The organism is Massilia sp. Root351 (genome assembly GCF_001425045.1).
GTDB lineage: Bacteria > Pseudomonadota > Gammaproteobacteria > Burkholderiales > Burkholderiaceae_D > Rugamonas.
The window spans coordinates 270,802-293,690 of sequence record NZ_LMDJ01000001.1 but is presented as its reverse complement, the minus strand read 5'-3'; the positions used below and the strand labels follow the sequence as shown (position 1 = coordinate 293,690).

Sequence of the window (22,889 nt, the reverse complement as noted above, 5' to 3'; positions counted from 1 at the left end):
GGCGTATCCGCCTCAGGCCGGCGCATCGGCGGCGATTTCCAGCCGCGTTTCCGCCAGCAGTTTTTTCAGCTCCGGCACGCAGGAGCCGCAGTTGCCGCCGGCCTTGACGCAGGCGGTCACTTCCGGCACCGACTTCAGGTCCTGCTCGCGGATGGCCGAGCAGATCGTGTTGCGGCCCACGCCGAAGCAGGAGCACACGGTGGGCCCCACATCCACGCCCTTCTTCAGCGGACGGCCGATCAGCAGGCTGGCGCGGTCGGCGTCGGCCAGTGCCTCCTCGGCGAACAGGCCGGCCAGCCAGCTGCGCGCCGGCAGGTCCAGGCGCGGCGACAGGAAGATGCACTGCTCGATGCGGTCGTCCACCACGTGCACCGCGCGGTACATGCCCTCGGTGCGGTCGGCGTATTCCAGCCAGTCCGCGTCAGGATCCTGCACGCCCAGCAGTTCGCGCGCCCAGCCGCTGAAGTCGGCGATGCTGTTGCGGCCGGCCAGTTCGTAGCGCGCGAATTCCTTGCCCTGGATGCGGGTCCAGTGCGCCACGCTGTCCAGGCCGAGCTCGCTGCGGCTCAGGATGAAGGCATGCCAGCTCACGCGGAACTGCTCGATGCGCACCGGCGTGTGCTTGAACTCAGGCTCGCCCGACACCGGATCGACCACCGGGTTGACCACCCCGCCCACGCGCGCGTCCGACGAAGTCTGGCCGCTCCAGTGGATGGGAATGAACACGCCGCCGCGCGCGATGCCGCCGCCGTGCTGCACGCGCGCCACCATCGAACCCCACTGGCTGGTCACGCGCGCCAGCTCGCCTTCGCGCACACCGTGGATCAGCGCGTCCTGCGGATGCATGTCGATGAACGATTCCGGAACGTGGTCCGCCAGCCTGGCCGAGCGGCCGGTGCGCGTCATGGTGTGCCACTGGTCGCGCACGCGGCCGGTGTTCAGCGCCAGCGGGAAGTCCTCGTCGATCTGGTGTGCCGGCAGGCGCGGCAAGGTGGCGATGAAGCGCGCCTTGCCGTCCGGGTGCGAATAGCGTCCATCCTCGAACAGGCGCGCCGTGCCGCCGTCCACGCCGACGTGCTCGCGCACCGGCCACTGGACAGGCGACATGGTGTCGAAAGCGCTATGGTTCATGTTCGCCAGGCCGCCGATGTTGAACACGCGCGGCAGGTCGTCGGCGCTGTTGCGCCAGGCGCTCAGGCGCGCGTGTTCGTCGAACACTTCGTGCACGGCGCCGAAATCGAAGCCGGCGTAGCCCATGCGCTGGGCGAACTGCGAGATGATCCACCAGTCGCCGCGCGCTTCGCCCGGCGCCGGCAGGAAGGCGCGCTGGCGCGAGATGCGGCGTTCGGAATTGGTGACCGTGCCGTCCTTCTCGCCCCAGCCCAGGGCCGGCAGCAGCACGTCTGCGTAGGCGTTGGTGTCGGTGCCGAGGACGATGTCGGAGGCCACCACCAGCTCGCACTTGGCCAGCGCGCGCTTGACCTGGTCCGCGTTCGGCAGGCTCACCACCGGATTGGTGGCCATGATCCACACCGCCTTCACGCGGCCGGCTTCAATGGCCTCGAACAGGTCCACCGCTTTCAGGCCGGGCTTGTCCGCCATGCGCGGCGAGTCCCAGAAGGTCTGCACCGCGTCGCGGTGGGCGCAGTTGTCCAGGTCCATGTGCGCGGCCAGCATATTGGCCAGGCCGCCCACTTCGCGCCCGCCCATGGCGTTCGGCTGGCCGGTGATGGAGAACGGGCCCATGCCCGGCTTGCCGATGCGGCCGCCGACCAGGTGGCAGTTGATGATGCTGTTGGCCTTGTCGGTGCCGGCCGAGGACTGGTTCACGCCCATCGAGAAGGCGGTGATGACCTTGGCGGTGGCGGCGAACGATTCGTAGAATTCCATCAGCGCGCCCAGGCTGATCTTGCAGGCCTTGGCGACGGCGGCCGGATCGGCGCAATCGACTTCGGCGGCGGCCAGCGCGGCCTCGAAGCCGTTGGTGTGCGCCGCCACGTATTCGGGATCGACCGCGCCGATGCGCGACAGATAGCTGAGCAGGCCGTTGAACAGCCACACGTCGGTGCCCGGCTTGACCGGCAGGTGCAGGTCGGCCAGTTCGCAGGTGGCGGTGCGGCGCGGGTCGACCACCACCAGCTTCAGATTGGGGCGCTTCTCGCGTTCGCGGGCGATGCGCTGGAACAGGATGGGATGGCACCAGGCCATGTTGGAGCCCACCAGCACGATCATGTCGGCCAGTTCCAGGTCTTCGTAGCAGACCGGCACCAGGTCTTCGCCAAAGGCGCGCTTGTGGCCGGCCACGGCCGACGACATGCACAGGCGCGAGTTGGTGTCGATATTGGCGCTGCCGACGTAGCCCTTCATCAGCTTGTTGGCGACGTAGTAGTCTTCCGTCAGCAGCTGGCCGGAGACGTACAGCGCCACCGCGTCCGGGCCGTGTTCGGCGATGACGGCCTGCCATTTGCCGGCCACCTTGCCGAGCGCTTCGTCCCAGGAGACCCGGCGCAAGGCGGCAGAACCGCGTTCATCCCTCACCTGCGGATACAGCAGGCGGCCGTCCAGGCTTACCGTCTCGCCCAGCGCGGAACCCTTGACGCACAGCTTGCCCAGGTTGGCGGGGTGGTCCTGGTCGCCGGCCACGGCAACCGTGCCGTCGCCCTGCGGAGTGGCCTTCACGCCGCAGCCGACGCCGCAGTATGCGCAAGTGGTTTGTACCGACAGATTATCTTGGGACAGGTTCACGATGGTTCTCACTCAATTTTTACGCGGCGCACAGGGCCTGGCCGAACAGCAGGTGCTGGCGTATCGGGGTGATGTCGGTGCGGTTCTGGATCAGGTCGTAGTACCACGGGCCGTCCTGCACGTCGCCGTACAGCACGGCGCCGGTGATGCAGCCGTTCTTCAGCACCAGGCGCTTGTACACGCCGCGCTTGGCGTCGCGCAGCACCAGGTCTTCGCTGCCTTCGCCGCCGATGAAGTCGCCCACCGAGTACAGGTCCACGCCCGTCACTTTCAGCCGGGTGGGGGATGTCTGCTGCACGTAGCGGCGGTGGCCGGCGCCGGCCAGGTGGGCGCCGCACACGCGCGCCTGCTCCCAGATCGGGGCCACCAGGCCGAACGTGGCGCTGCGGTGCTGCACGCATTCACCCACGGCATAGACGCGCGGGTCGTAGGTTTGCAGCGTGTCGTCGACCACGATGGCGCGGTCGCAGTGCAGGCCGGCTTCCTTGGCCAGCGCGATGTTGGGGCGCACGCCGGCGGTCATCACCACCAGGTCGGCCGGTATTTCGCTGCCGTCCTTGAAGCGCACCGACGTTACACGGTCCGGGCCCGCTATTTCTGCGGTCTGTGCGTTCAGCATGAAGTTCAGGCCCTTGTTTTCCAGCGCCTTCTGCAGCAGCTGGGCGGCCGGCTTGTCGAGCTGCTGGTTCATCAGCGCATCGGTGACGTGCACCACGGTCACCTGCATACCCTGGCGCAGCAGGCCGTTGGCCGCTTCCAGCCCGAGCAGGCCGCCGCCGATGACCACCGCGTGCTTGTGGTTGCGCGACGCCTCCAGCATGGTCTCCACGTCCTGGATGTCGCGGAAGGCGATCACGCCGGGCAGCTGGTGGCCGGGCACCGGGATAATGAAGGGCTTGGAGCCGGTGGCCAGCAGCAGGCGGTCGTAACGCACTTCCTTGCCGGACTGCGCGCGCACGATGCGCTTGCGGCGGTCGATGTGCACCACCGGGTCGCCCGCGTGCAGCGTGATGTTGTGGCTCTCGTACCACTCGCGGGTGTGCAGCATGATGTCGTCGACCGTCTTCTCGCCCGCCAGCACCGGCGACAGCAGGATGCGGTTGTAGTTACCGTATGGCTCGGCGCCGAACACGGTAATGTCGTACAGGTCCGGCGCCAGCTTGTGCAGCTCCTCGACGGTGCGCATGCCCGCCATGCCGTTGCCGATGACGACCAGTGCCGGTTTCATTACGCACCCACCCAGACTTTGCCGCCGTCGATGCGGGCCGGATAGGTCGCCACCGAGTGTTCCGGCGCTTCCAGGCATTCGCCGGTCTGCAGGTCGAAATGGTGCTTGTAGATGGGCGAGGCGACCACGATGCGTTCGCCCAGATTGCCCACCAGGCCGCGCGAGAGCACCGACGCGTGCGAGTTGGGGTCGTAGTTGTGGATGGCGAACACGCGCTGCTCGCCGTCGTTCACGTGGAACACGGCCACGTGCTCGCCCTGCAGCAGCGCGCACACGCCGGTGTTCGGGACGATGTCTTCCAGCGCGCAGATGGCGGTCCAGCGGTCGTTTTGGATATCGCGGTGCATGGTGCTTCTCCTCAAGCTACTTTGATCGGGATGACGACGGCCTTGCGCTCTTCCAGCGTGGCCGGGCGGATCTGGCCGCGTTCTTCCATGAAGATGACGTTCGGGTCGGCCTGCTCGCTGTTGACGAAGTGGCGGAAGCGCTTGCGCGTCTCAGGGTCGGTAACGGCCACCTTCCACTCGCACTCGTAGGTGTCGACGACGTTCTGCATTTCGGCTTCCAGCTCGGCGGCGATGTTCAGCTTGTCCTTGATGACCACGTCCTTCAGGTAGTCCAGGCCGCCTTCCAGGTTGTCGCGCCAGGTGCTGGTGCGCTGCAGGCGGTCGGCGGTGCGGGTGTAGAACATCAGGAAGCGGTCGATGTACTGCACCAGCGTGGCCTTGTCCAGGTCGGAGGCGATCAGTTCGGCGTGGCGCGGCTTCATGCCGCCGTTGCCGCACACGTACAGGTTCCAGCCTTTTTCGGTGGCGATGATGCCGACGTCCTTGCCCTGCGCTTCGGCGCACTCGCGGGTGCAGCCGGACACGCCGAATTTGATCTTGTGCGGCGTGCGCAGGCCCTTGTAGCGGTTTTCCAGCTCGATGGCCAGGCCCACGCTGTCGTCCACGCCGTAGCGGCACCAGGTGGAGCCGACGCAGGACTTCACGGTACGCAGCGACTTGCCGTAGGCGTGGCCGGTTTCGAAGCCGGCGGCAATCAGCTCTTCCCAGATCAGCGGCAGCTGCTCGACGCGCGCGCCGAACAGGTCGACGCGCTGGCCGCCGGTGATCTTGGTGTACAGGCCGTATTTCTTGGCCACGGTGCCGACCGCGATCAGGCCGTCGGCGGTCACTTCCCCGCCCGGCATGCGCGGCACCACCGAGTAGGTGCCGTCCTTCTGGATATTGCCCAGGAAGTAGTCGTTGGTGTCCTGCAGGCTGGCGTGTTCCTTCTTCAGCACGAAGTCGTTCCAGCAGGAGGCCAGGATGCTGGCGGCCAGCGGCTTGCACACGTCGCAGCCCAGGCCCTTGCCGTGCTGCGCCAGCAGCGCGTCGAAGGTGCGGATCTGGCCGACGCGGATCAGGTGGTACAGTTCCTGGCGCGAGTAGGCGAAGTGTTCGCAGACATGGTTGTTGACGTCCATGCCCAGCTTCTTCATCTCGGCCTTCATCACCTGGGTCACCAGCGGCACGCAGCCGCCGCAGGCGGTGCCGGCCTTGGTGCAGGACTTGAGCGCGCCGATGCTGGTGGCGCCGTCGCCGACGGCGGCGCAGATGGCGCCTTTCGACACGTCGTTGCAGGAGCAGATCTGGGCGCCTTCGGGCAGCGCGTCCACGCCCAGCCCCGGCTTGGCCTTGCCGTCCGACTGCGGCAGGATCAGGAACTCGGGCGACTCCGGCAGTTCGATCTTGTTGAGCATCATTTGCAGCAGGGTGCCGTACTCGCTGGCGTCGCCCACCATCACGCCGCCCAGCAGGTAGCGGCCGCAGCTCGACACCACGATCTTCTTGTAGATCTGCTTGCGCTCGTCCATGAACTGGTACACGCGGCTGCCTTCTTCCTTGCCGTGCGGGTCGCCGATGGAGGCCACGTCCACGCCCATCAGTTTCAGCTTGGTGCTCATGTCCGCGCCGTTGAATTCGGCCGCTTCGCCCAGCAGGTGCTTGGCCGCCACGCGCGCCATTTCGTAGCCGGGCGCCACCAGGCCGTAGATCATGCCGCCCCACAGCGCGCATTCGCCGATGGCGTAGATGTCGCGGTCCGAGGTCATGCAGTTGTTGTCGATGACGATGCCGCCGCGCGGCCCCACTTCCAGGCCGCTTTCCTTGGCCAGCATGTCGCGCGGGCGGATGCCGGCCGAGAACACGATCATGTCGGCGTCCAGGTGGCTGCCGTCGGCGAACTGCATGCGGTGGGTGCCGTCCACGCCGTCGACGATGGCGGTGGTGTTCTTCGCCGTGTGCACGGTCACGCCCAGCGCTTCGATCTTGGAGCGCAGCACGCGCGCGCCGCCGTCATCGACCTGCACCGCCATCAGGCGCGGCGAGAACTCGACCACGTGGGTGTCCAGGTTCATGTCGCGCAGCGCCTTGGCGCATTCCAGGCCCAGCAGGCCGCCGCCGATCACCACGCCGGTCTTGGAGCGCTTGCCGCATTCGAGCATGGCTTCCAGGTCTTCGATGGTGCGGTAGACGAAGCAGTCCTTGCGTTCCTTGCCCGGCAGCGGCGGCACGAAGGGGAAGGAGCCGGTGGCCATCACCAGCTTGTCGTAGCTGAGCACTTCGCCGTCGCTGGTGGTGACGGTCTTGGCGGCAGCATCGATGGCCGTGGCGCGGGCGTTCAGGCGCAGCACCATGTCGTCGCGGTCGAAGAAGCCGGGCTTGACCAGCGACAGGTCCTCGGCGCTTTTCCCTGCGAAGAACTCGGACAGGTGCACGCGGTCGTAGGCCGGACGCGGTTCTTCGCACAGGATGGTCACGTTCAGCCTGGCGTTGCCGCCGTGGGTGGCCAGGCTTTCGAGGAATTTGTGGCCTACCATGCCGTGGCCGATGACGATGATGTTCATTGCTTTGCTCCTAGATTCTTAAGCTGCGGCCAGGGCCGACTCTTCAACCGCCGCGCTGCTGAAGCGCGCTGCGATGGCGCATACCGCCGATGCCGCGACCAGCACGCCGAGGATGCTCAGGGTTTGCTGCACGTCGCCGCCCATGCCCTTCATGAGGAAGCCCGCCGCCACCGCGCCGACGTTGCCGCCCGCGCCGATGATGCCGGCCACGCCGCCCAGGGCGCGCTTGTCGACGAACGGCACCAGCGCGTAGGTGGCGCCGCAAGCCATGTGGGTGAACAGGCCGAACACCAGCATGGCGATCACCGCGAAGGCGACGCTGTCGGCGTTGGCGAACCACAGCAGGCCCACGCCTTCGCCGATCATCATGATGAACAGCAGCGTGACGCGGCTGTTCAGGGTGCCGCGCATGGCGGCCTTGTCGGATACCCAGCCGCCCAGGGCGCGGGCGAACAGCGCCAGCAGGCCGAAGCTGCCGGCGGCCATGCCGGCCTGGCCCAGCGACAATTTGAAGTGGTCCACGTAGTAGACGGCGGCGATGTTGTGGATGAAGATCTCCACCCCGAAGCAGGCGCCGTAGGTGACGAACAGCAGCCACACGCGGTAGTTGGTGGCGGCCAGCTTGAAGCTGTCCCAGCCGCCTTTCTTACCGCCTTCGATGGCGATGCCGGCCGCGCGCAGCTCGCTGTAGTTACCTTGCGGGCAGTCCTGCGTGAATTGGTAGTACACCACGGCCATGACCAGCATCAGCACGCCCGGCACCACCAGTGCCGCGCGCCAGCCGAACTTCTCGCCCACGCCCAGCATGATCATGGCGGCCATCAGCAGCGGCATCAGCGCCTGCGCCGCACCGCCGCCGGCGTTGCCCCAGCCCGCGGCTGCCGCGTTGGCCGTGCCCACCACGTTCGGCCCGAACATCACCGAGGTGTGGTACTGGGTGATGACAAAGCTGGCGCCGACCGCGCCGATCAGCAGGCGGAAAAATAAAAAGCTTTCGTAGCTCTGCGCGGCGGCCACGCCCAGCACCGGGATCGCGCCCAGCAGCAGCAGGCCGGTATAGGCCTTGCGCGGGCCGAAATGGTCGCACAGCGGGCCGATGATCAGGCGCACGACGATGGTGATGGCTACTGCGGCGATATTGATGTTGGCGATCTGCGCCATCGTCAGGCCGAACTCTCCCTTAATCACCGGCATCAGCGGCGCGCAGGCGAACCAGGCGAAGAAACAGATGAAGAACGCCATCCAGGTCAGGTGGAAGGCACGCATCGGCGGCGTGGAGATGGTGAAGAGCTTGATGCTGGTAGCTTTGCTGGCCATTTTTTTATCCCGTCTAGAAAACAAAAAAGCGTCCGCGCAGCCTTGATCTAACATCAAGCTGGGCGGACGCCGTTGTCCTGCCAGTCCGTCGTTAGACCAGCGCATTTGTTTGGGGGATCGCCATTGATCCTGTCCTTATCCTTTGCAAGAGGCGTGCCAGACAGGCGCAGTGCGGTTTACAGGGGGGAGCGGCCGATATTGTTACTTCAACGAACTTAATTCAGGGTGCCGGTGGCATATTGCGGTGCAACAGCGCACTCCGATGGTGCGTATGCGGGTGCACCATCGTGTGCACCGCCCCATGCGTCCGCGCAGCGCACCACGTCGCCCACCACGATGATGCTGGGGCTGCCCAGGCCGCTGGCGGCCAGCGCCTGGGGCAGTTCGCCCAGCGTGGTGATCAGCTGGCGCTGCGCGTCACGGGTGGCCGATTGCACCACCGCCACCGGCGTGTCCGGGCGCGCGCCGCCGGCCAGCAGGCCGGCCTGTATTGCGGCGCAGCGCGCCACGCCCATATAGATCACCAGGGTCAGCCCGCTTTGCGCCAGCGCCGGCCAGTTCGGCTCCGAGCCGGCGTCCTTGCCGTGGCCGGTGACGAACACCGCACCCTGGCTCCAGCTGCGGTGCGTGAGCGGGATGCCGATGCTGGACGGCGCTGCCAGGCCGCTGCTGATGCCGGGCACCACCTCCACTTGTATGCCGTGCGCCAGCAGCTGCGCGCGCTCTTCGCCGCCGCGCCCGAACAGGTAGGGGTCGCCGCCCTTCAGGCGCACCACATGCTGGCCGGCGCGCGCTTCGGCGATCATCAGCCGCTCGATGAATTCCTGCGGCGTGGACTGGCAGCCGCCGCGCTTGCCGACCTGGACTACGCGCGCCCGCGGCGATGCGCAGGCCAGGATGTCCGGGTTCACCAGGTCGTCCACCAGCAGCACGTCGGCGGCGGCGATGGCCTTGGCGGCCTTGAGGGTGAGCAGGTCCGGGTCGCCGGGACCGGCGCCCACCAGGGTGACTTTGCCTTGCTGGTTCATGCTACGCTCCTATGCATTGGCCGTGTTCAGGGCCGTTTTCACCATGTCGTCGATTTCGCCGGTGATGTTCGACAGCACGCCCGCCACCACGGCGAATTCGCGCCCGGCGAAACCGGCCCGCGCCGCCACGATGCGCGCGTTGAAGGCCACCATCTTGGCCTGCTTGGCAATGGTTTCGATTTCCGTGATCACCCCGCGCAGCTGCTTTTTCATCAGCAGCGCGTGCTTTTTGGACTGCTCTTCATAGATGGCGGTGATCTGGTTCAGCAGCGCCAGCACCGGCGTTGTCATCTCGACCAGCTGGGCCAGCAGCGCCTGCGCGCCGCGCGACTCGTCCTCGCAGGCCCGCAGGGTGCGCTCGGCCAGGTCCATGAAGTCCCGGATCTGGCGATCGCCGCCGGGGCGGCCGAAGTAGACCTCCTCCAGCTCGGGGCAGAAGATGCCCGGCACGGTATCGCTGCCCTCCACCAGCGCGTGGTGGGCGCCGCGGAACAGCGCCAGCGCCTCGCGCGCGGTGGCGGCGGCGTTTTCCTGGCCTTGGCCGGCCAGCACCGCGTACAGCACCAGGCGCTGCGACGTGAAGCGCCGCCGGCCGGAAAGATTGATCAATGCGCCAAATACTTCGCCCGACAGCGCGGGCGCTTCGTTCTTGGTGGCCAGTGCGGCCGCTCCGTAATTTGCCATCTGCACCCTCTTGGTGGGTTTCTACTACTGCCTGATGCTGAAGGACGCCGCATAGCGTTCCGGGTCGCTGCCGTTCCACTGTTTGCCATCCATCAGCGTGGAACTGCGCAGGACGCTTTGCGGCACGGGTGTCTCCGTCATTTCCGCTGCTTCGCGGTATAGGTTTATCTGGTGTACCGAACTGGCCACGGCCAGGTAGTCGGGATCGGCCTTGAGCAGGCCCCAGCGCCGTTGCTGGGTCATGAACCACATGCCGTCCGACAGGTAAGGGAAATTCACCGCGCCTTCGTGGTGGAAGCGCAGCGGGTGCGGGTCTTCCCAGCTCTTGCCCAGGCCGTCCTGGTAGTGGCCCAGGATGCGCTGGCAGATCACGTCCTTGCTGGTGTTCACGTAGGGCACGGCCGAAATGATCTCGGCCATGGCCATGCGGTTGGCGGCGCTGGCGTCTATCCAGCGGCTGGCCTCCAGCACGGCGGCAATCACCGCGCGGCAGGTGTTGGGATGCGTGCGCGCGAATTCGGCCGACGCGGCCAGCACCTTTTCCGGATGCTCGGGCCAGATCTGCTGGCTGGTGGCGGCGGTAATGCCGATGCCGTCCATCACGGCGCGATGGCCCCAGGGCTCGCCGGCGCAAAAGCCGTCCATGTGGCCGGCGCCCAGGTTGGACACCATCTGCGCCGGCGGCACCGTGATCACGCGCGCATGGCGCATCGGATCGATGCCGTGCGCCGCCATCCAGTAGTACAGCCACATGGCGTGGGTGCCGGTGGGGAAGGTCTGCGCGAAGGTGTAGGTGCGCGGCGCGCTTTTCATCAGCGCGGCCAGCGAAGCGCCGTCCACCGCGCCCTGCTCGGCCAGGCGGCGCGACAAGGTGATGGCCTGGCCGTTGCGGTTCAGATTCATCAGGATGGCCATGTCGCGCTTTTGCCAGCCGATGCCCAGTTGGGTGCCGTACACCATGCCGTACAGCGAGTGCGCCGCGTCCAGTTCCCCGGTGAGCAGCTTGTCGCGCACGCCGGCCCACGACGACTCCTTGCTCGGCACGATCTTGATGCCGTATTTCTCATCAAAGCCCAGCACCGCAGCCATGATCACGGAGGCGCAGTCGGTCAGCGGGTTGAACCCGATCCTGACCACTTGCTTTTCCGGTGCCGCATGCTTCGTCATCGCTCTTTTCCTCTACAAAAATGCACCATAATGGTGCATGCACCAAAATCAGCCCAGTAAATCCTCGACGTCGAGGATGCGCTGGGCGATCTCGGCAAGCTTCAAATTCTTGTTCATGGCCATGCTGCGCAGCTTCTGGTAGGCCGCGTCCTCGGTCATGCCGTGGCGCGTCATCAGCAGGCCCTTGGCACGGTCAATCACCTTGCGTTCGGCCAGTTTGTGGCGGGTGTCGTCCAGTTCGGCCAGCAGCTTCTGCTCCTGCTTGAAGCGCGCCAGCGCCACGTTCAGCACCGGCTTGATGCGCTCGGCCTGCAGGCCCGCCACGATGTACGCGGACACGCCGGCCGCCATCGCCGCTTCCATGCTGGAAGGAGCGTCGTCCTCGGTAAACATGACGATGGGGCGGCGCTCGTCGCGGGTGGCGATGACGATGTGCTCCAGCACGTCGCGCGCGTCCGATTCGGCGTCGATGATGATCATGTCGGGCTGCAGCAGGGCGATCTGCTCGGGCAGATGCATGTCGGCGGGAAGGGAGGCGACGATCTCGTAGCCCGCCTCCTGCAGGCCGGCGTTCAGGGCGTGCGCGCGCGTTGCCGCGTCGGCCGCCTGGACCACCACGATACGTAGATTGCGCGCCGGGGGCGCTGATTGTCGCTTGGATGCCATCTTGGGGTGCTCTGATTCAATACTGGGTTACTAGCAAGAATCAAACCACCCCCGAACGATCACTATTTTGCCGGCAGCCCGGCGATGGAGGGCGCGCGCTCTTTCTGCAGGCGGGCGGCGACCTGTTCGGCCTTGGCCAGCGCGCGGATGATGTTGCCGCCGGCCAGCTTGGCCAGGTCGGCGTCCTTCCAGCCGCGCTGTATCAGTTCGGCGAACAGCGCCGGGTAGGTGGACACGTCATTCAAGCCCTCGGTGGTGGCGCCGCCGTCGAAATCGGCGGCGAGGCCCACATGGTCCATGCCGGCCACCTTGGCCACGTGATCGATATGGTCGGCCACCTGCTGCAAGGTGGTCTTGGGCGCGGGGCCGGCCTGCCTGATATAGGCCGCTTCCACCACCTTGTAGGCGGGGCTGTCGCGCTCCATGGTGCGGGTGCGGGCGATCAGGCCGTCCTTCCAGCGCATGTAGTCGGTGGAGACGAAGGCCGGCACGAAGGTCACCATCACCACGCCGCCGTTGGCCGCCATGCGGGCCAGCACGTCGTCCGGCACGTTGCGCGGATGGTCCACCAGCGCGCGGGCGCTGGAGTGGGAGAAGATGACCGGCGCTGCGCTGGTGTCGAGCGCCTGGCGCATCACGTCCGGGCTGGTGTGGCTCAGGTCCACCAGCATGCCGAGGCGGTTCATCTCGCGCACCACTTCCTTGCCGAAGTTGCTCAGGCCCTTGTTGCGCGGCAGGTCGAGGGCGGCGTCGGCCCAGTCCAGGGTCACGTTGTGGGTCAAGGTCATGTAGCGGGCGCCCAGGTCGTAATAGGCGCGCAGCGCGCCCAGGCTGTTTTCGATGACGTGGCCCCCCTCCATGCCGATGAAGCTGGCCAGCTTGCCGGCCTTGCGGGCCTTGGCGATGTCGGTGCTGCGGGTGGCCAGCACCAGGCGTTCCGGGTAGCGCGCGATCATGCGCTTGGCCAGGTCGATCTGCTCCAGCTGGGTGCGCGCCCAGCCCTGTTTCAGTTCGCCGGGCACGAACACGCTCCAGAACTGCACCGCCACGCGGCCTTCCTTCAGGCGCGGCAAGTCGGTCTGCTGGCCGTTCAGCTTGCGCAGGTCGTAGGCATCCACATCCATCGGATGGGCCTTGTCCTCACGTATGGTCCACGGCAGGTCGTTATGGCCGTCCACCAGCGGCACCTTGTCCAGCAGCGCCTTGGCGTGCTTGAGCGCCGCCTCGGCAGGCGCTTCGGCGGCGTGGGCGGCGGTGAGTCCGAAGGCGAGCAAAAAAGCATATGCATGACGCATGAGTATGGCTTTCATGAATTGGCAAGACAGCCATCTTAACCATTTTTCTGCTCAAGCATGACATAGCACAAACCGTAGCGCACACGCGGCAGTACGCTGGCTGCCCCCCGTGAACGCCGGAGTAACTGATGCCCACGATTCGCTCGTTCCATGAGACGCTTCGCGCCTTGAGCCTCGTGCTTGGCTGGGCTAAGCTACATCAGAACGAACTGCTCACCAACTGGCAGTGGTGCCAGACGTTGCAGCGCCCAAATCCCATACCGCCTTGGGAGTAAAAATGCACTGGGAGGTTATCGAAGTCAGGCTGCAGGACAATTCCACGCGACCTCGCTCCCGACGCCATGCATGAGCAGATTCAACGCAACGGACGCTGGGTTCTGGAATAGGCCGCATCAGCGTTGCATACCCCAGCGGCGGATGGTGGCGCGTTCGAGGGTGCGGAACACCAGGCTGTCGACCAGCAGGCCGATCAGGATCACGGCGGCCAGGCCGGCGAAGACTTTGTCGGTGTAGAGCTCATTGCGGTTCTGGAAGATGTACCAGCCCAGACCTCCCTTGCCGGACGAGACGCCGAACACCAGCTCGGCGGCGATCAGCGTGCGCCAGGCAAAGGCCCAGCCGATCTTGAGGCCGGAGACTATCGCGGGCAGCGCGGCGGGGACGAGGATCTGCACCACCAGCGGCAGGCCGCGCAGGCCGTAGTTGCGGCCGGCCATGCGCAGCGTTTCGGGAACGCCCTGGAAGCCGGCGTAGGCGCCCAGCGCCAGCGGCCAAAGCACCGCGTGCACGATGACGAACAGCAGGCTGCCGTTGCCCAGGCCGAACCACAGCAGCGCGAGCGGCAACAGCGCGATGGCGGGCAAGGGGTTGAACATGGCGACCAGTGTTTCCAGCAGGTCGCGCCCGAGGCGGGTGGTGACGGCCAGCGCGGTGAGCGCGAAAGCAGCGACTACGCCCAGCACATAGCCTTGCAGCAGGATACTGAGCGAGACACGCACGCGCTCCAGCAGTTCGCCGCTGGCGACGCCTGCCGCGAAGGCGCTTGCGGTTTGCAGGAAGGTGGGCAGCAGCAGGTCGTTGTTCTGCCAGCGCGCGATGGCTTCCCATCCGGCGGCCAGCGCCAGCAGGATCAACGCCTTGCGCAGCCAGTCCTGCTGCCATACGCGCTGCGCGAGCGGTAGCGGACGCGTGACGCTGGCCGGCGCCGGCGGCGCGGCGGCGTATTCGAATTCCTGGCGGATCGGCGGTTCGAGCAGCAGGTTCATAACGCGAGCCTCCGGCCGATGGCATCCACGGCATCATAGCGGCCCAGCGGCAAAGCAGGCGTTGATGCCGGGACCGGCACCGGCAGGCCAGCCGCACTGGCGATTGCAATCGCGGCGGCAGAGATGGAGGCTTCGGCCGGAGCAGCGGCGGTCCTGGCATCCCTGGCGGAGGCGGATGCCGTTGCGGATGCGGGCGTGACGGTGGCCGATGCAGCGCTGGCAGCGTCGCTGTCGGGCGCGGCGGATACATCCTCGTCGAACAGCAAGCGGTGGATGCGATTGGCAGCGGCCTGGAACTCGGGGCTGCCGGTGCTGTGCAGGCCAAACTGGTGGCTGTTCAGCTCGGCCCGCACGCGACCCGGGTGCGGCGACAGCAGCAGGATGCGGTTGCCGACCACCAGCGCCTCTTCTATCGAGTGCGTGACGAACAGCAGCGTGAAGCGCGCCTCCTCCCACAGGCGGCCCAGCTCCTCTTGCATCTTGCGGCGCGTGAGCGCGTCCAGCGCGGCAAAGGGCTCGTCCATCAGCAGCACTTCCGGCTGCATGGCGAGCGCGCGCGCAATCGCCACGCGCTGCTTCATGCCGCCCGACAGCGTGTGCGGATACGCGTCCGCAAAGCCGGCCAAGCCTACCTTGCCGATCCAGTGCATGGCGCGTTCCTCGGCCTCGCCGCGCTTCAGCTTGCGGGAAGCCAGCAGCGGGAACATGACGTTCTGCTTCACAGTCTTCCACGGCGGCAGCTGGTCGAACTCCTGGAACACGGCCACGCGGTCCGGTCCCGGTCCATGCACCGCCTGCCCGTTCAGGCTGATGCTGCCGGCACTCGGCGCGAGGAAGCCGCCCGCCGCCTTCAGCAGCGACGACTTGCCGCAGCCCGAAGGTCCAAGCAGCACAAAGCGGTCGCCGCGATAGACATCGAAGCTCACGTCATGCGTGGCGCGCACCGTGTGCGCCCGGCTGCGGTATTCGAGGCTCACGCCCTCGGCGCGCAGCAGCGGCTGCACGGCCGCCTGCGCCGCGCCGTTGGGGAGCGTGTGCCATTTCGGCACGGCGTGCAATGGCGCATGTGGCGTCGGATGCTGTCGCGACTGCTGGCTCATGATCGTCCTATCCGCCCTGGCCAATGGCCGGGTCTTCAAAGAAGTAATCGCGCCAGCTGGCGGGCTGGTTCTTCAGCACGCCCACGCGGTGCAGGAACTGCGCCAGCCCGAAGGTGTTCTGCGGCGCCACCTTGAACTGCACCTGCGGGTTCTTGATGATCTTCAGCAGCAGCGCGCGGTCCACCTTGCTCTTGCTCACGCGCAGATACGCATCGGCCGCGCCCTCGGGATTGGCGGTCGCGAACTGCGCCGCCTCCGCCAGCGCGGCCGTGAAGGCGCGGTAGGTCCTGGGGTTCTCGTTGCGGTACTTCTCGGTGGCGTACAGCACCGTCGACGAACTCGGCCCGCCCAGCACATCGTAGGAATTGAGCACGATGCGCGCGTTCGGATTCTGCGCCAGCTCCTGCTCCTGGTAAGGCGAATTGCCGAAGTGCGCATTGATCTCCGTGCCGCCCGCGATCACCGCCGCGGCGGCATCAGGATGCGGCAGCGTTTGCGTGAGCTTGTCCAGGCGGTTGAACTCCTTGTCGCCCCACTGCCTGGCCACCGCCATCTGCAGGATGCGCGACTGCACCGACACGCCCGCCGCCGGCAGGCCGATGCGGTCCTTCTCGGTGAAGTCGGCGATGGTCTTCACCTTGGGGTTGTTGCTGACCAGGTAGTAGGGGAAGTTTCCGAGCGAGGCCACGCCGCGCACATTCTGCTTGCCGTTGGTGCGGTCCCATATCGTCAGCAGCGGGCCGACTCCCGCGCTGGCGATATCGATGCTGCCGGACAGCAGCGCGTCGTTGATGGCGGCGCCGCCCGAGAGCTGCGTGCGCTCGACAGCGATATCGATGCCCTGCTGCTTGCCATGCTTTTCAATCAGCTTGTGGTCCTGCGCAATGTTCAGCAGCAGATAGGTGACGCCGTACTGCTCGGCGATGCGGATGCGGCCTTCGGCTCGCGCCTGCGCGCTCAGGCCGAGCGCGGCGGCAGCCACGGCGGCGGCGATGAACTTCAGTTTACTCATGCTTGCTCCAGATATGTTCAGAACGGGACGTCGCCCTCGATGGTGGTGCGGTACAGCTTGCGGCGCATGTGGGGCGGACAGCCGGCCGCCAGATGCATCAACGAGCGGTTATCCCAGAACACCATGTCACGCGGGCGCCACTGGTGGCGGTAGATGTGCTCGGGCTTGACGCTGTGCGCGAACAGTTCCGCCAGCAGGGCGGTGCTCTCGTCTTCCGGCAAACCCGCGATGCGCGTGGTGAAATGCTCGCTGACGAACAGCGCGCGGCGCCCCGTTTCCGGATGCACGCGCACCACCGGCTGCAGCACCGGCTTGACTTCATCGATCTGCTCCTGCGTCAGCGGCGGGCGGAAAGGATTGCGGCGCCGCAGTTGCTCGTACTGCGCAAGGTAGCTGTGCTCCGCACGCAGCCCCTGCACGGCGCGGCGCAGCGCCACCGGCAATGTTTCGTAGGCCAGGTGCATATTGGCGAACAGCGTATCGCCGCCCTGCTCCGGCAGCTCCTGCGCGTGCAGCATGGAACCCAGGCTGGGCTTGTCCTTGTACGACAGGTCCGAGTGCCAGAAGTGGCCGGCGTCCCCCAGGCCGGTGGGCTGGCCGTTCTCGATGATGTTGGAAATGATCAGCACCTCGGGCGCCTCGGCCAGCTGGAAATTGCGCAGCACGTGGATCTGCAAGGGGCCGAAGCGGCGGCTGAACGCCACTTGCTGCTGCGGCGTGATGCGCTGGTCGCGGAACACCAGCACGTGGTGGTCCAGGTGCGCGCGGTGCAGGCGCTGGAAGTCGCGGTTGCCGAGCGGCTGCGACAGGTCGAGGTCCGTCACTTCCGCGCCGAGCGGCGCGTCGAAAACCTTGATATCGAAAGATTGAACAGGACTGAGCACGGCAGACATGGGACTGGTCCTTGCGTTGAATATGCCCCCAGTCTATGCCGCTCCCCTCATGAAGAAAACGAAGCTTATCGGCTATTCATATGCGATTCTTGTCGCATACTATTTCCGCCCAGCCCAGTAGGCCGGCCGGCGCCTTTGATGAGCAAGCGCAACCACACGCAGTTCCTCTGGAGCCACTTGATAGATGACGCTATAAGGAAATCTGCGAAGAAAGTAGCGGCGACGGGCACCGCGAAAAACGGCGCCCAATTGGGGGCTGAAAAGACAAGATTCACGACCCGCTCAAACTCGGCCACAAACGCACGCCCCAACTCAGCATTCGCTTGCACAGTATAGAAAGCGGCCGCATCCTGCAATTCCACGAGGGCCGCAGGAACGATCACCAGTTTCACTTCAAGCCCGCACGCACCAGCGCCAAGGCATCCGCCATGGGGATAACCTTCGTCTTCCCGCTTTCGACTTCGTCGATACGACGCTCGACTTCGGCCGCAAGCGCGTCTTCATTGCCAGCTTCCGTATCCAAACTGGCGACTAGCAATTGCACGAATGCCTCGCGCTCTCCCTGCGATAGCTTCAATGCCTCTGCTGCCAATAGTTCAAGTTTCGTTTGCATTCGGTGCTCCTCTTCAGCCTGGATAATCATACCTCCGCTTCAGGTCTCTCCCCAAACTACCGCCCGGTCCTCTGCTGTGCATCAATAATCTCGCGCGCTTTGCGCAGCGCGGCGACCATGGCGGCAAGGGCGCGGGATTTTTCGTCGGCGCCGGGCACGCGCAGCACGTAGGCGGGATGGTAGGTGGCCACCACCCAGCGGCCGGCGTGCTGCACCGGCTGCTCCATATAGTCTTTCAGCGCGGCGTGGCTGTCTTCGAGGATGGCCTTCAGCGCGGTGCTGCCGAGTGCGACCACCACTTGCGGGGCGACCTGCTCCAGTTCGCCCTCCAGCCAGTAGTGGCAGGCCAGGATCTCCTTCTGCGCGGGGGTCTTGTGCAGGCGGCGCTTGCCGCGCGGTTCCCATTTGAAATGCTTCACTGCGTTGGTGACGTAGACTGTGGCGCGGTCCACGCCGGCCTGCGCGAGGGCGCGGTCGAGCAGCGCGCCGGCGGGGCCGACGAAGGGATGGCCTTGCAGGTCTTCCTGGTCGCCGGGCTGCTCGCCCACCAGCATGATGCGCGCCTTCCGCGCGCCCTCGCCCGGCACGGCTTGCGTGGCGTGCTGCCACAGTTCGCAGCGGCGGCATTCGTCCAGCGTGTGCGGCTGCTGGCGCTCGGGCTGCGCTTTCTCGGGCGCGATGGGAATCGTGGTGCCGCTGCGGCGGCCAACGGCGCTGGCCTGGCCCACGCGGCGCGCGCCGGCCGCCGCTTGCGACACCATCTCCGGCACCAGCGCCGCTTCGGGCATATGCTTCCAGAAGCGCGAGCGCACGTGGCTGTGCATCACGTCCGGGTTCAGGCGCGCGGGGTTGAAGATGCTGCGGTAGTAGGTGAGCCACAGCGCTTCGCCGGCGTCCTCGATGTCGGCAGGGCCGCGCGCGAGCGGGCCGGTGGCGTGCAGCGCGGCGCCGTCCCACAGCACGGTGGCCTCCGGCGTGGCGATAAGCCAGGTGGCGCGGCCCATGCGGGCGGCGAAGTGCTGCGCCACTTGCGGCAGCACGTCGTGCGCGGGCTCGAACCAGGCCACGAAGCGCGGCGCACCCTCGCCCGCAGGCCGTTCGCGGAAGCGCAAATAGGCGTGCATGTCGTGTTCTTCGCGGCGCACGGCGCGGACCATGCCGTGCAAGCGGTTGCCGTCTTCGTCCGCCATCGACATCACCTCCCGCTGGCCTTGCTGCCAGCGCCACAGGATCTTGTACAGGAAGGCCCAACGGTCTTCAGCACGGTAGCAGGCGGCCCCTTGCAGCAGCGCCATCAGCTCGCGCGGAATGCGCATGGCGGACGCCGCAGGCATTGCCGGCGCGACGGACGCTGCGCTGCCCAGGGACGCTGCGCTAACCGAGGCGGCGGCCACGCCAACAGCTGCACGCGGTATCGCGGGCGAAGCGGGCTGAGCGGCAGTACCGGGCACGGGAGCCGGGCCGGCCACGGCGCCGAACAAGTCGCCGCCGCCTCCAGGTGCGCTCCATTGTACGGATTCAGGCGGCACGCGGCGCACGATCAGTCCGCGCGCAGCCGCGCGCCAGTCGTCGAAGCCGGCCACGGCAATGGAGTGAACGAGCCCGGCCATTACGCCGCCCGCAACTCCGGCCACAAGTTCATCTGCTGCGGCGCATCGGCCATGGCGCGGCGCAGCGTGTCGGACGGCGTGGTGTCGCTCGCGGGCGCGTAATCGGCCACGATGATGAAGGGGGCGATCTTCTTCATGCTGCAGCGCAGGCGCGACAGGTCGGCGTAGCGCACCCGCCGCAGGCGCCGCAGCTCGACGATGCGCTGCGCGTTGCGCAGGCCGATGCCGGGCACGCGCGCGATCATGGCCGCGTCGGCGCGGTTCAGATCCATCGGGAAATGCTCGCGGTTGGCCAGCGCCCAGGCCAGCTTGGGGTCGATGTCCAGCGCCAGGTTGCCGGGTTGCGTGCCGTCGCCCGGCAGCAGTTCGCTGACCCGGAAGCCGTAGCTGCGCAGCAGGAAGTCGGCCTGGTACAGGCGGTGCTCGCGCTGCATGGGCGGCGGCGCCAGCGGCACGCTTTTCGGACTGTCCGGGATCGGGCTGAAGGCCGAGTAGTACACGCGCTTGAGCTTGTAGCTGCTGTACAGCGTTTCAGCCGTGCCCAGGATGTGCTTGTCGTCGCTGGCGTCGGCGCCGACGATCATTTGCGTGCTCTGGCCGGCAGGGGCGAAGGCGGGCGCCTTCGGTTCCTCGGCTTTTTCGTCCAGCCGCAGGCGGATGGCGCCCATGGCCAGCTTGATGGTGTGCACGTTCTTCTCCGGCGCCAGGCGCGCGATGCTGTCCTGAGACGGCAGCTCGATGTTCACGCTGAGCCGGTCGGCATAGCGGCCGGCGGCGGCGATCAGCGCGGGATCGGCGTCGGGAATGGTCTTCAAGTGGATGTAGCCGCGGAACTGGTGCGTTTCGCGCAGCTCGCGGGCGATGGCGACCAGCTGTTCCATGGTGTAGTCGGCAGACTGGATGATGCCGCTGCTGAGGAACAGGCCGTCGATGTAGTTGCGCAGGTAGAAGTCGACCGTCAGCTTGACCACCTCCTGCACCGTGAAGCGGGCGCGCGGCACGTTGGAGGTGCGGCGGTTGACGCAGTACTGGCAGTCGTAGATGCAGAAATTGGTGAGCAGGATTTTCAGCAGCGACACGCAGCGGCCGTCCGGCGTGTAGCTATGGCAGATGCCCATGCCGGTGCTGGCGCCCAGGCCGTCCTTGCCGATGGAGTGACGCCGGGGCGCGCCGCTGCTGGCGCAGGAGGCGTCGTACTTCGCGGCGTCGGCCAGGATTTCCAGCTTGTCGGTGAGCTCCATTGATTGCCTCGATACTGTATATATAAACAGTATATCGCAGGCAGGCGGGGAGCTACCGAAAATTAGCGGGTCAGGGGCGGGTCAGCCTGGCGGGTGCGGCGCTTGCAGCGCCAAGCCGCCCTCCGGCCAGCGCCCAGGACCCGGGGCGCCGCGGCGCTTAGGCGGTGGCGTCGTATTTGCCGAGGCGGCTTCCCAGGCGGGCGGCCAGTTCGTGCCCGGCGCTGACCGTCATTTCCAGGTCGTGCAGATGGCCGTCCTTCAGGCCGTACACCCAGCCGTGCACGGTCAGCGGCTGGCCGCGGTCCCACGCGTCCTGCACGATGGTGGTCTGGCACACGTTGACCACTTGCTCCACCACGTTCAGCTCGCACATGCGCTCGGCACGTTCGCGCGACGGCAGCACGTCGCCCAGGTAGCGCTCGTGCTTCTGCGCCACGTCGTTGACATGGCGCAGCCAGTTGTCGACCAGGCCGACGCGGGTGCCGGTCATGGCGGCGTGCACGCCCTTGCAGCCATAGTGGCCGACCACGATCACGTGCTTGACCTTCAGCACTTCGATGGCGAACTGCAGCACCGACAGGCAATTGAGGTCCGAGTGCACCACCACGTTGGCGATGTTGCGGTGGACGAACACGTCGCCGGGAGCCAGGCCCAGCAGCTCGTTTGCGGGCACGCGGCTGTCGGAACAGCCTATCCACAGGTATTCGGGCGAGGCCTGCTGCTCCAGGCGCTTGAAGAATTCAGGATCGCGCTGAACCATGGAATCGGCCCAGGCGCGGTTGTTGACCAGCAGGTCTGCCAGCGGCGAATTGCTTACGTTTTGTTCGCTCATATGTCCTCTCAAACGTGCGAAGACCGCCCGTTTGCCGGGGTGGCAAGGGGCGGTCCGGGAATAACGCTATGTTACCTGATTTGGTGCGGCGCATCATCTGCGCCGAACAATGGCTGCTATTCGAAGAAGTCCTTCACCTTGTCGCGCCAGGTCTTGCTCTGCGGGCTGTGCTTGGAACCGCCTTCCACGGTGGCGCGGTCGAACTCGCGCAGCAGTTCCTTCTGCTTGTCGGTCAGCTTGACCGGCGTTTCCACGGCCACGTGGCAGAACAGGTCGCCCGGGTAACCCGAACGCACGCCCTTGATGCCTTTGCCCTTCAGGCGGAAAGTCTTGCCCGACTGGGTGCCTTCGGGAATGGTGAACGACACCTTGCCCGACAGCGTAGGCACTTCGATTTCGCCGCCCAGCGCCGCGCGCGCGAACGAGATCGGCATTTCGCAATGCAGGTCGTCGCCTTCACGCTGGAACACCGCGTGCTGCTTGATGTGGATTTCCACGTACAAGTCGCCCGGCGGCCCGCCGTTGGTGCCCGGTTCGCCGTTGCCCGACGAGCGGATGCGCATGCCGTTGTCGATGCCGACCGGGATCTTCACTTCCAGCGTCTTGTTGCGCTTGATGCGGCCCGCGCCGCCGCAAGGCGAGCAAGGATCGGTGATGATCTTGCCGGTGCCATGGCATTTCGGGCAGGTCTGCTGGATGCTGAAGAAGCCCTGCTGCATGCGCACCTGGCCGTGGCCGCCGCACGTGGAGCACGTGACCGGCGCGGTGCCGGGCTTGGCGCCGGAACCGTGGCAAGTGTCGCACTTGTCCCAGGACGGTACGCGGATGGTGGTGTCGAAGCCGTGCGCCGCCTGTTCCAGCGTGATTTCCAGGTTGTAGCGCAGGTCCGCGCCGCGGTAGACCTGCGGGCCGGAGCTGCGGCCACGGCCGCCGCCGCCGAAAATGTCGCCGAAGATGTCGCCGAAGGCATCGCCGAAGCCGCCCGCGCCGAAACCGCCGCCCCCGCCGCCGCCCATGTTCGGGTCCACGCCGGCGTGACCGTAGCGGTCATACGCTTCGCGTTTTTCCGGATTGGTCAGCATCTCGTAGGCCTCTTTGACCTCCTTGAACTTCTCTTCCGATTCCTTGCTGTCCGGATTGCGGTCCGGATGGTATTTCATCGCCAGCTTGCGATAGGACTTCTTGATCTCGTCTTCGGACGCATTCTTCGCGACGCCGAGGATCTCGTAAAAATCACGCTTTGCCATGTTGTAGGCACCTTGCTTATTTACTGGTACTGATTATGCGAAAAAGCCGAGCCGGC

Annotated in this window: 18 protein-coding genes and 1 pseudogene; all 19 read right to left on the bottom strand. The window is 66.4% G+C overall.

The features are described from left to right. Positions 1-12: 12 nt before the first annotated feature. Positions 13-2,745: a nitrate reductase gene (locus ASD15_RS01315; RefSeq protein WP_057152897.1), complete on the bottom strand. Its 2,733-nt coding sequence runs from the start codon at positions 2,743-2,745 to the stop codon at positions 13-15. Positions 2,746-2,764: 19 nt separating this feature from the next. After that, entirely contained in the window at positions 2,765-3,973 is a 1,209-nt protein-coding gene (locus ASD15_RS01310; RefSeq protein WP_057152896.1) for an NAD(P)/FAD-dependent oxidoreductase, read from the bottom strand. Continuing rightward, complete coding sequence (gene nirD, locus ASD15_RS01305; RefSeq protein ID WP_057152894.1) at positions 3,973-4,320, bottom strand: nitrite reductase small subunit NirD; 348 nt, start codon at positions 4,318-4,320, stop codon at positions 3,973-3,975. The genes ASD15_RS01310 and nirD overlap by 1 nt, the downstream gene beginning before the upstream one ends. Before the next feature lie 11 nt (positions 4,321-4,331). After that, on the bottom strand, positions 4,332-6,863 hold the full coding sequence (nirB, locus tag ASD15_RS01300) for a nitrite reductase large subunit NirB (RefSeq protein WP_057152891.1): 2,532 nt from the start codon (positions 6,861-6,863) through the stop codon (positions 4,332-4,334). Between the two features lie 18 nt (positions 6,864-6,881). After that, complete coding sequence (locus ASD15_RS01295) at positions 6,882-8,180, bottom strand: MFS transporter (RefSeq protein ID WP_057152889.1); 1,299 nt, start codon at positions 8,178-8,180, stop codon at positions 6,882-6,884. 215 nt (positions 8,181-8,395) lie between these two features. Next, positions 8,396-9,208 (bottom strand): uroporphyrinogen-III C-methyltransferase, encoded by an 813-nt coding sequence (gene cobA / locus ASD15_RS01290; protein ID WP_082551470.1) that lies wholly within the window; start codon positions 9,206-9,208, stop codon positions 8,396-8,398. Between the two features lie 9 nt (positions 9,209-9,217). Continuing rightward, entirely contained in the window at positions 9,218-9,892 is a 675-nt protein-coding gene (locus tag ASD15_RS01285) for a methyl-accepting chemotaxis protein (protein WP_057152887.1), read from the bottom strand. A 24-nt stretch (positions 9,893-9,916) separates the two neighbouring features. Further along, entirely contained in the window at positions 9,917-11,059 is a 1,143-nt protein-coding gene (locus ASD15_RS01280; protein ID WP_057152885.1) for a CmpA/NrtA family ABC transporter substrate-binding protein, read from the bottom strand. A gap of 48 nt (positions 11,060-11,107) precedes the next feature. After that, positions 11,108-11,725 (bottom strand): ANTAR domain-containing response regulator, encoded by a 618-nt coding sequence (locus ASD15_RS01275; protein WP_082551469.1) that lies wholly within the window; start codon positions 11,723-11,725, stop codon positions 11,108-11,110. Positions 11,726-11,787: 62 nt separating this feature from the next. Next, positions 11,788-12,999: a dipeptidase gene (locus tag ASD15_RS01270; RefSeq protein WP_057152884.1), complete on the bottom strand. Its 1,212-nt coding sequence runs from the start codon at positions 12,997-12,999 to the stop codon at positions 11,788-11,790. 413 nt (positions 13,000-13,412) lie between these two features. Continuing rightward, the gene (locus tag ASD15_RS01265) at positions 13,413-14,285 is read right to left on the bottom strand and encodes an ABC transporter permease (RefSeq protein ID WP_057152883.1); all 873 of its coding nucleotides are present in this window, start codon (positions 14,283-14,285) and stop codon (positions 13,413-13,415) included. A 218-nt stretch (positions 14,286-14,503) separates the two neighbouring features. Then, positions 14,504-15,385 (bottom strand): annotated as a pseudogene (locus ASD15_RS01260) (ABC transporter ATP-binding protein); the annotation flags it as partial. 7 nt (positions 15,386-15,392) lie between these two features. Then, complete coding sequence (locus ASD15_RS01255; protein ID WP_057152881.1) at positions 15,393-16,397, bottom strand: ABC transporter substrate-binding protein; 1,005 nt, start codon at positions 16,395-16,397, stop codon at positions 15,393-15,395. Positions 16,398-16,414: 17 nt separating this feature from the next. Then, positions 16,415-17,290, bottom strand: a complete 876-nt coding sequence (locus tag ASD15_RS01250) for a TauD/TfdA family dioxygenase (protein WP_057152879.1) — start codon at positions 17,288-17,290, stop codon at positions 16,415-16,417. 388 nt (positions 17,291-17,678) lie between these two features. After that, positions 17,679-17,903 carry an addiction module protein gene (locus tag ASD15_RS01240; protein ID WP_162249872.1) on the bottom strand — a complete coding sequence of 75 codons (225 nt, stop codon included), beginning with the start codon at positions 17,901-17,903 and terminating at the stop codon, positions 17,679-17,681. Between the two features lie 56 nt (positions 17,904-17,959). Further along, positions 17,960-19,513 carry a UdgX family uracil-DNA binding protein gene (locus ASD15_RS01235; RefSeq protein WP_057152874.1) on the bottom strand — a complete coding sequence of 518 codons (1,554 nt, stop codon included), beginning with the start codon at positions 19,511-19,513 and terminating at the stop codon, positions 17,960-17,962. After that, positions 19,513-20,754 (bottom strand): putative DNA modification/repair radical SAM protein, encoded by a 1,242-nt coding sequence (locus ASD15_RS01230; protein ID WP_057152872.1) that lies wholly within the window; start codon positions 20,752-20,754, stop codon positions 19,513-19,515. The genes ASD15_RS01235 and ASD15_RS01230 overlap by 1 nt, the downstream gene beginning before the upstream one ends. Before the next feature lie 157 nt (positions 20,755-20,911). After that, a complete protein-coding gene (gene can / locus ASD15_RS01225) occupies positions 20,912-21,586 on the bottom strand; it encodes a carbonate dehydratase (protein WP_057152870.1) in 675 nt (224 codons plus the stop codon). A 116-nt stretch (positions 21,587-21,702) separates the two neighbouring features. Next, positions 21,703-22,833: a molecular chaperone DnaJ gene (gene dnaJ, locus ASD15_RS01220; RefSeq protein WP_057152868.1), complete on the bottom strand. Its 1,131-nt coding sequence runs from the start codon at positions 22,831-22,833 to the stop codon at positions 21,703-21,705. Between the last annotated feature and the right edge of the window lie 56 nt (positions 22,834-22,889).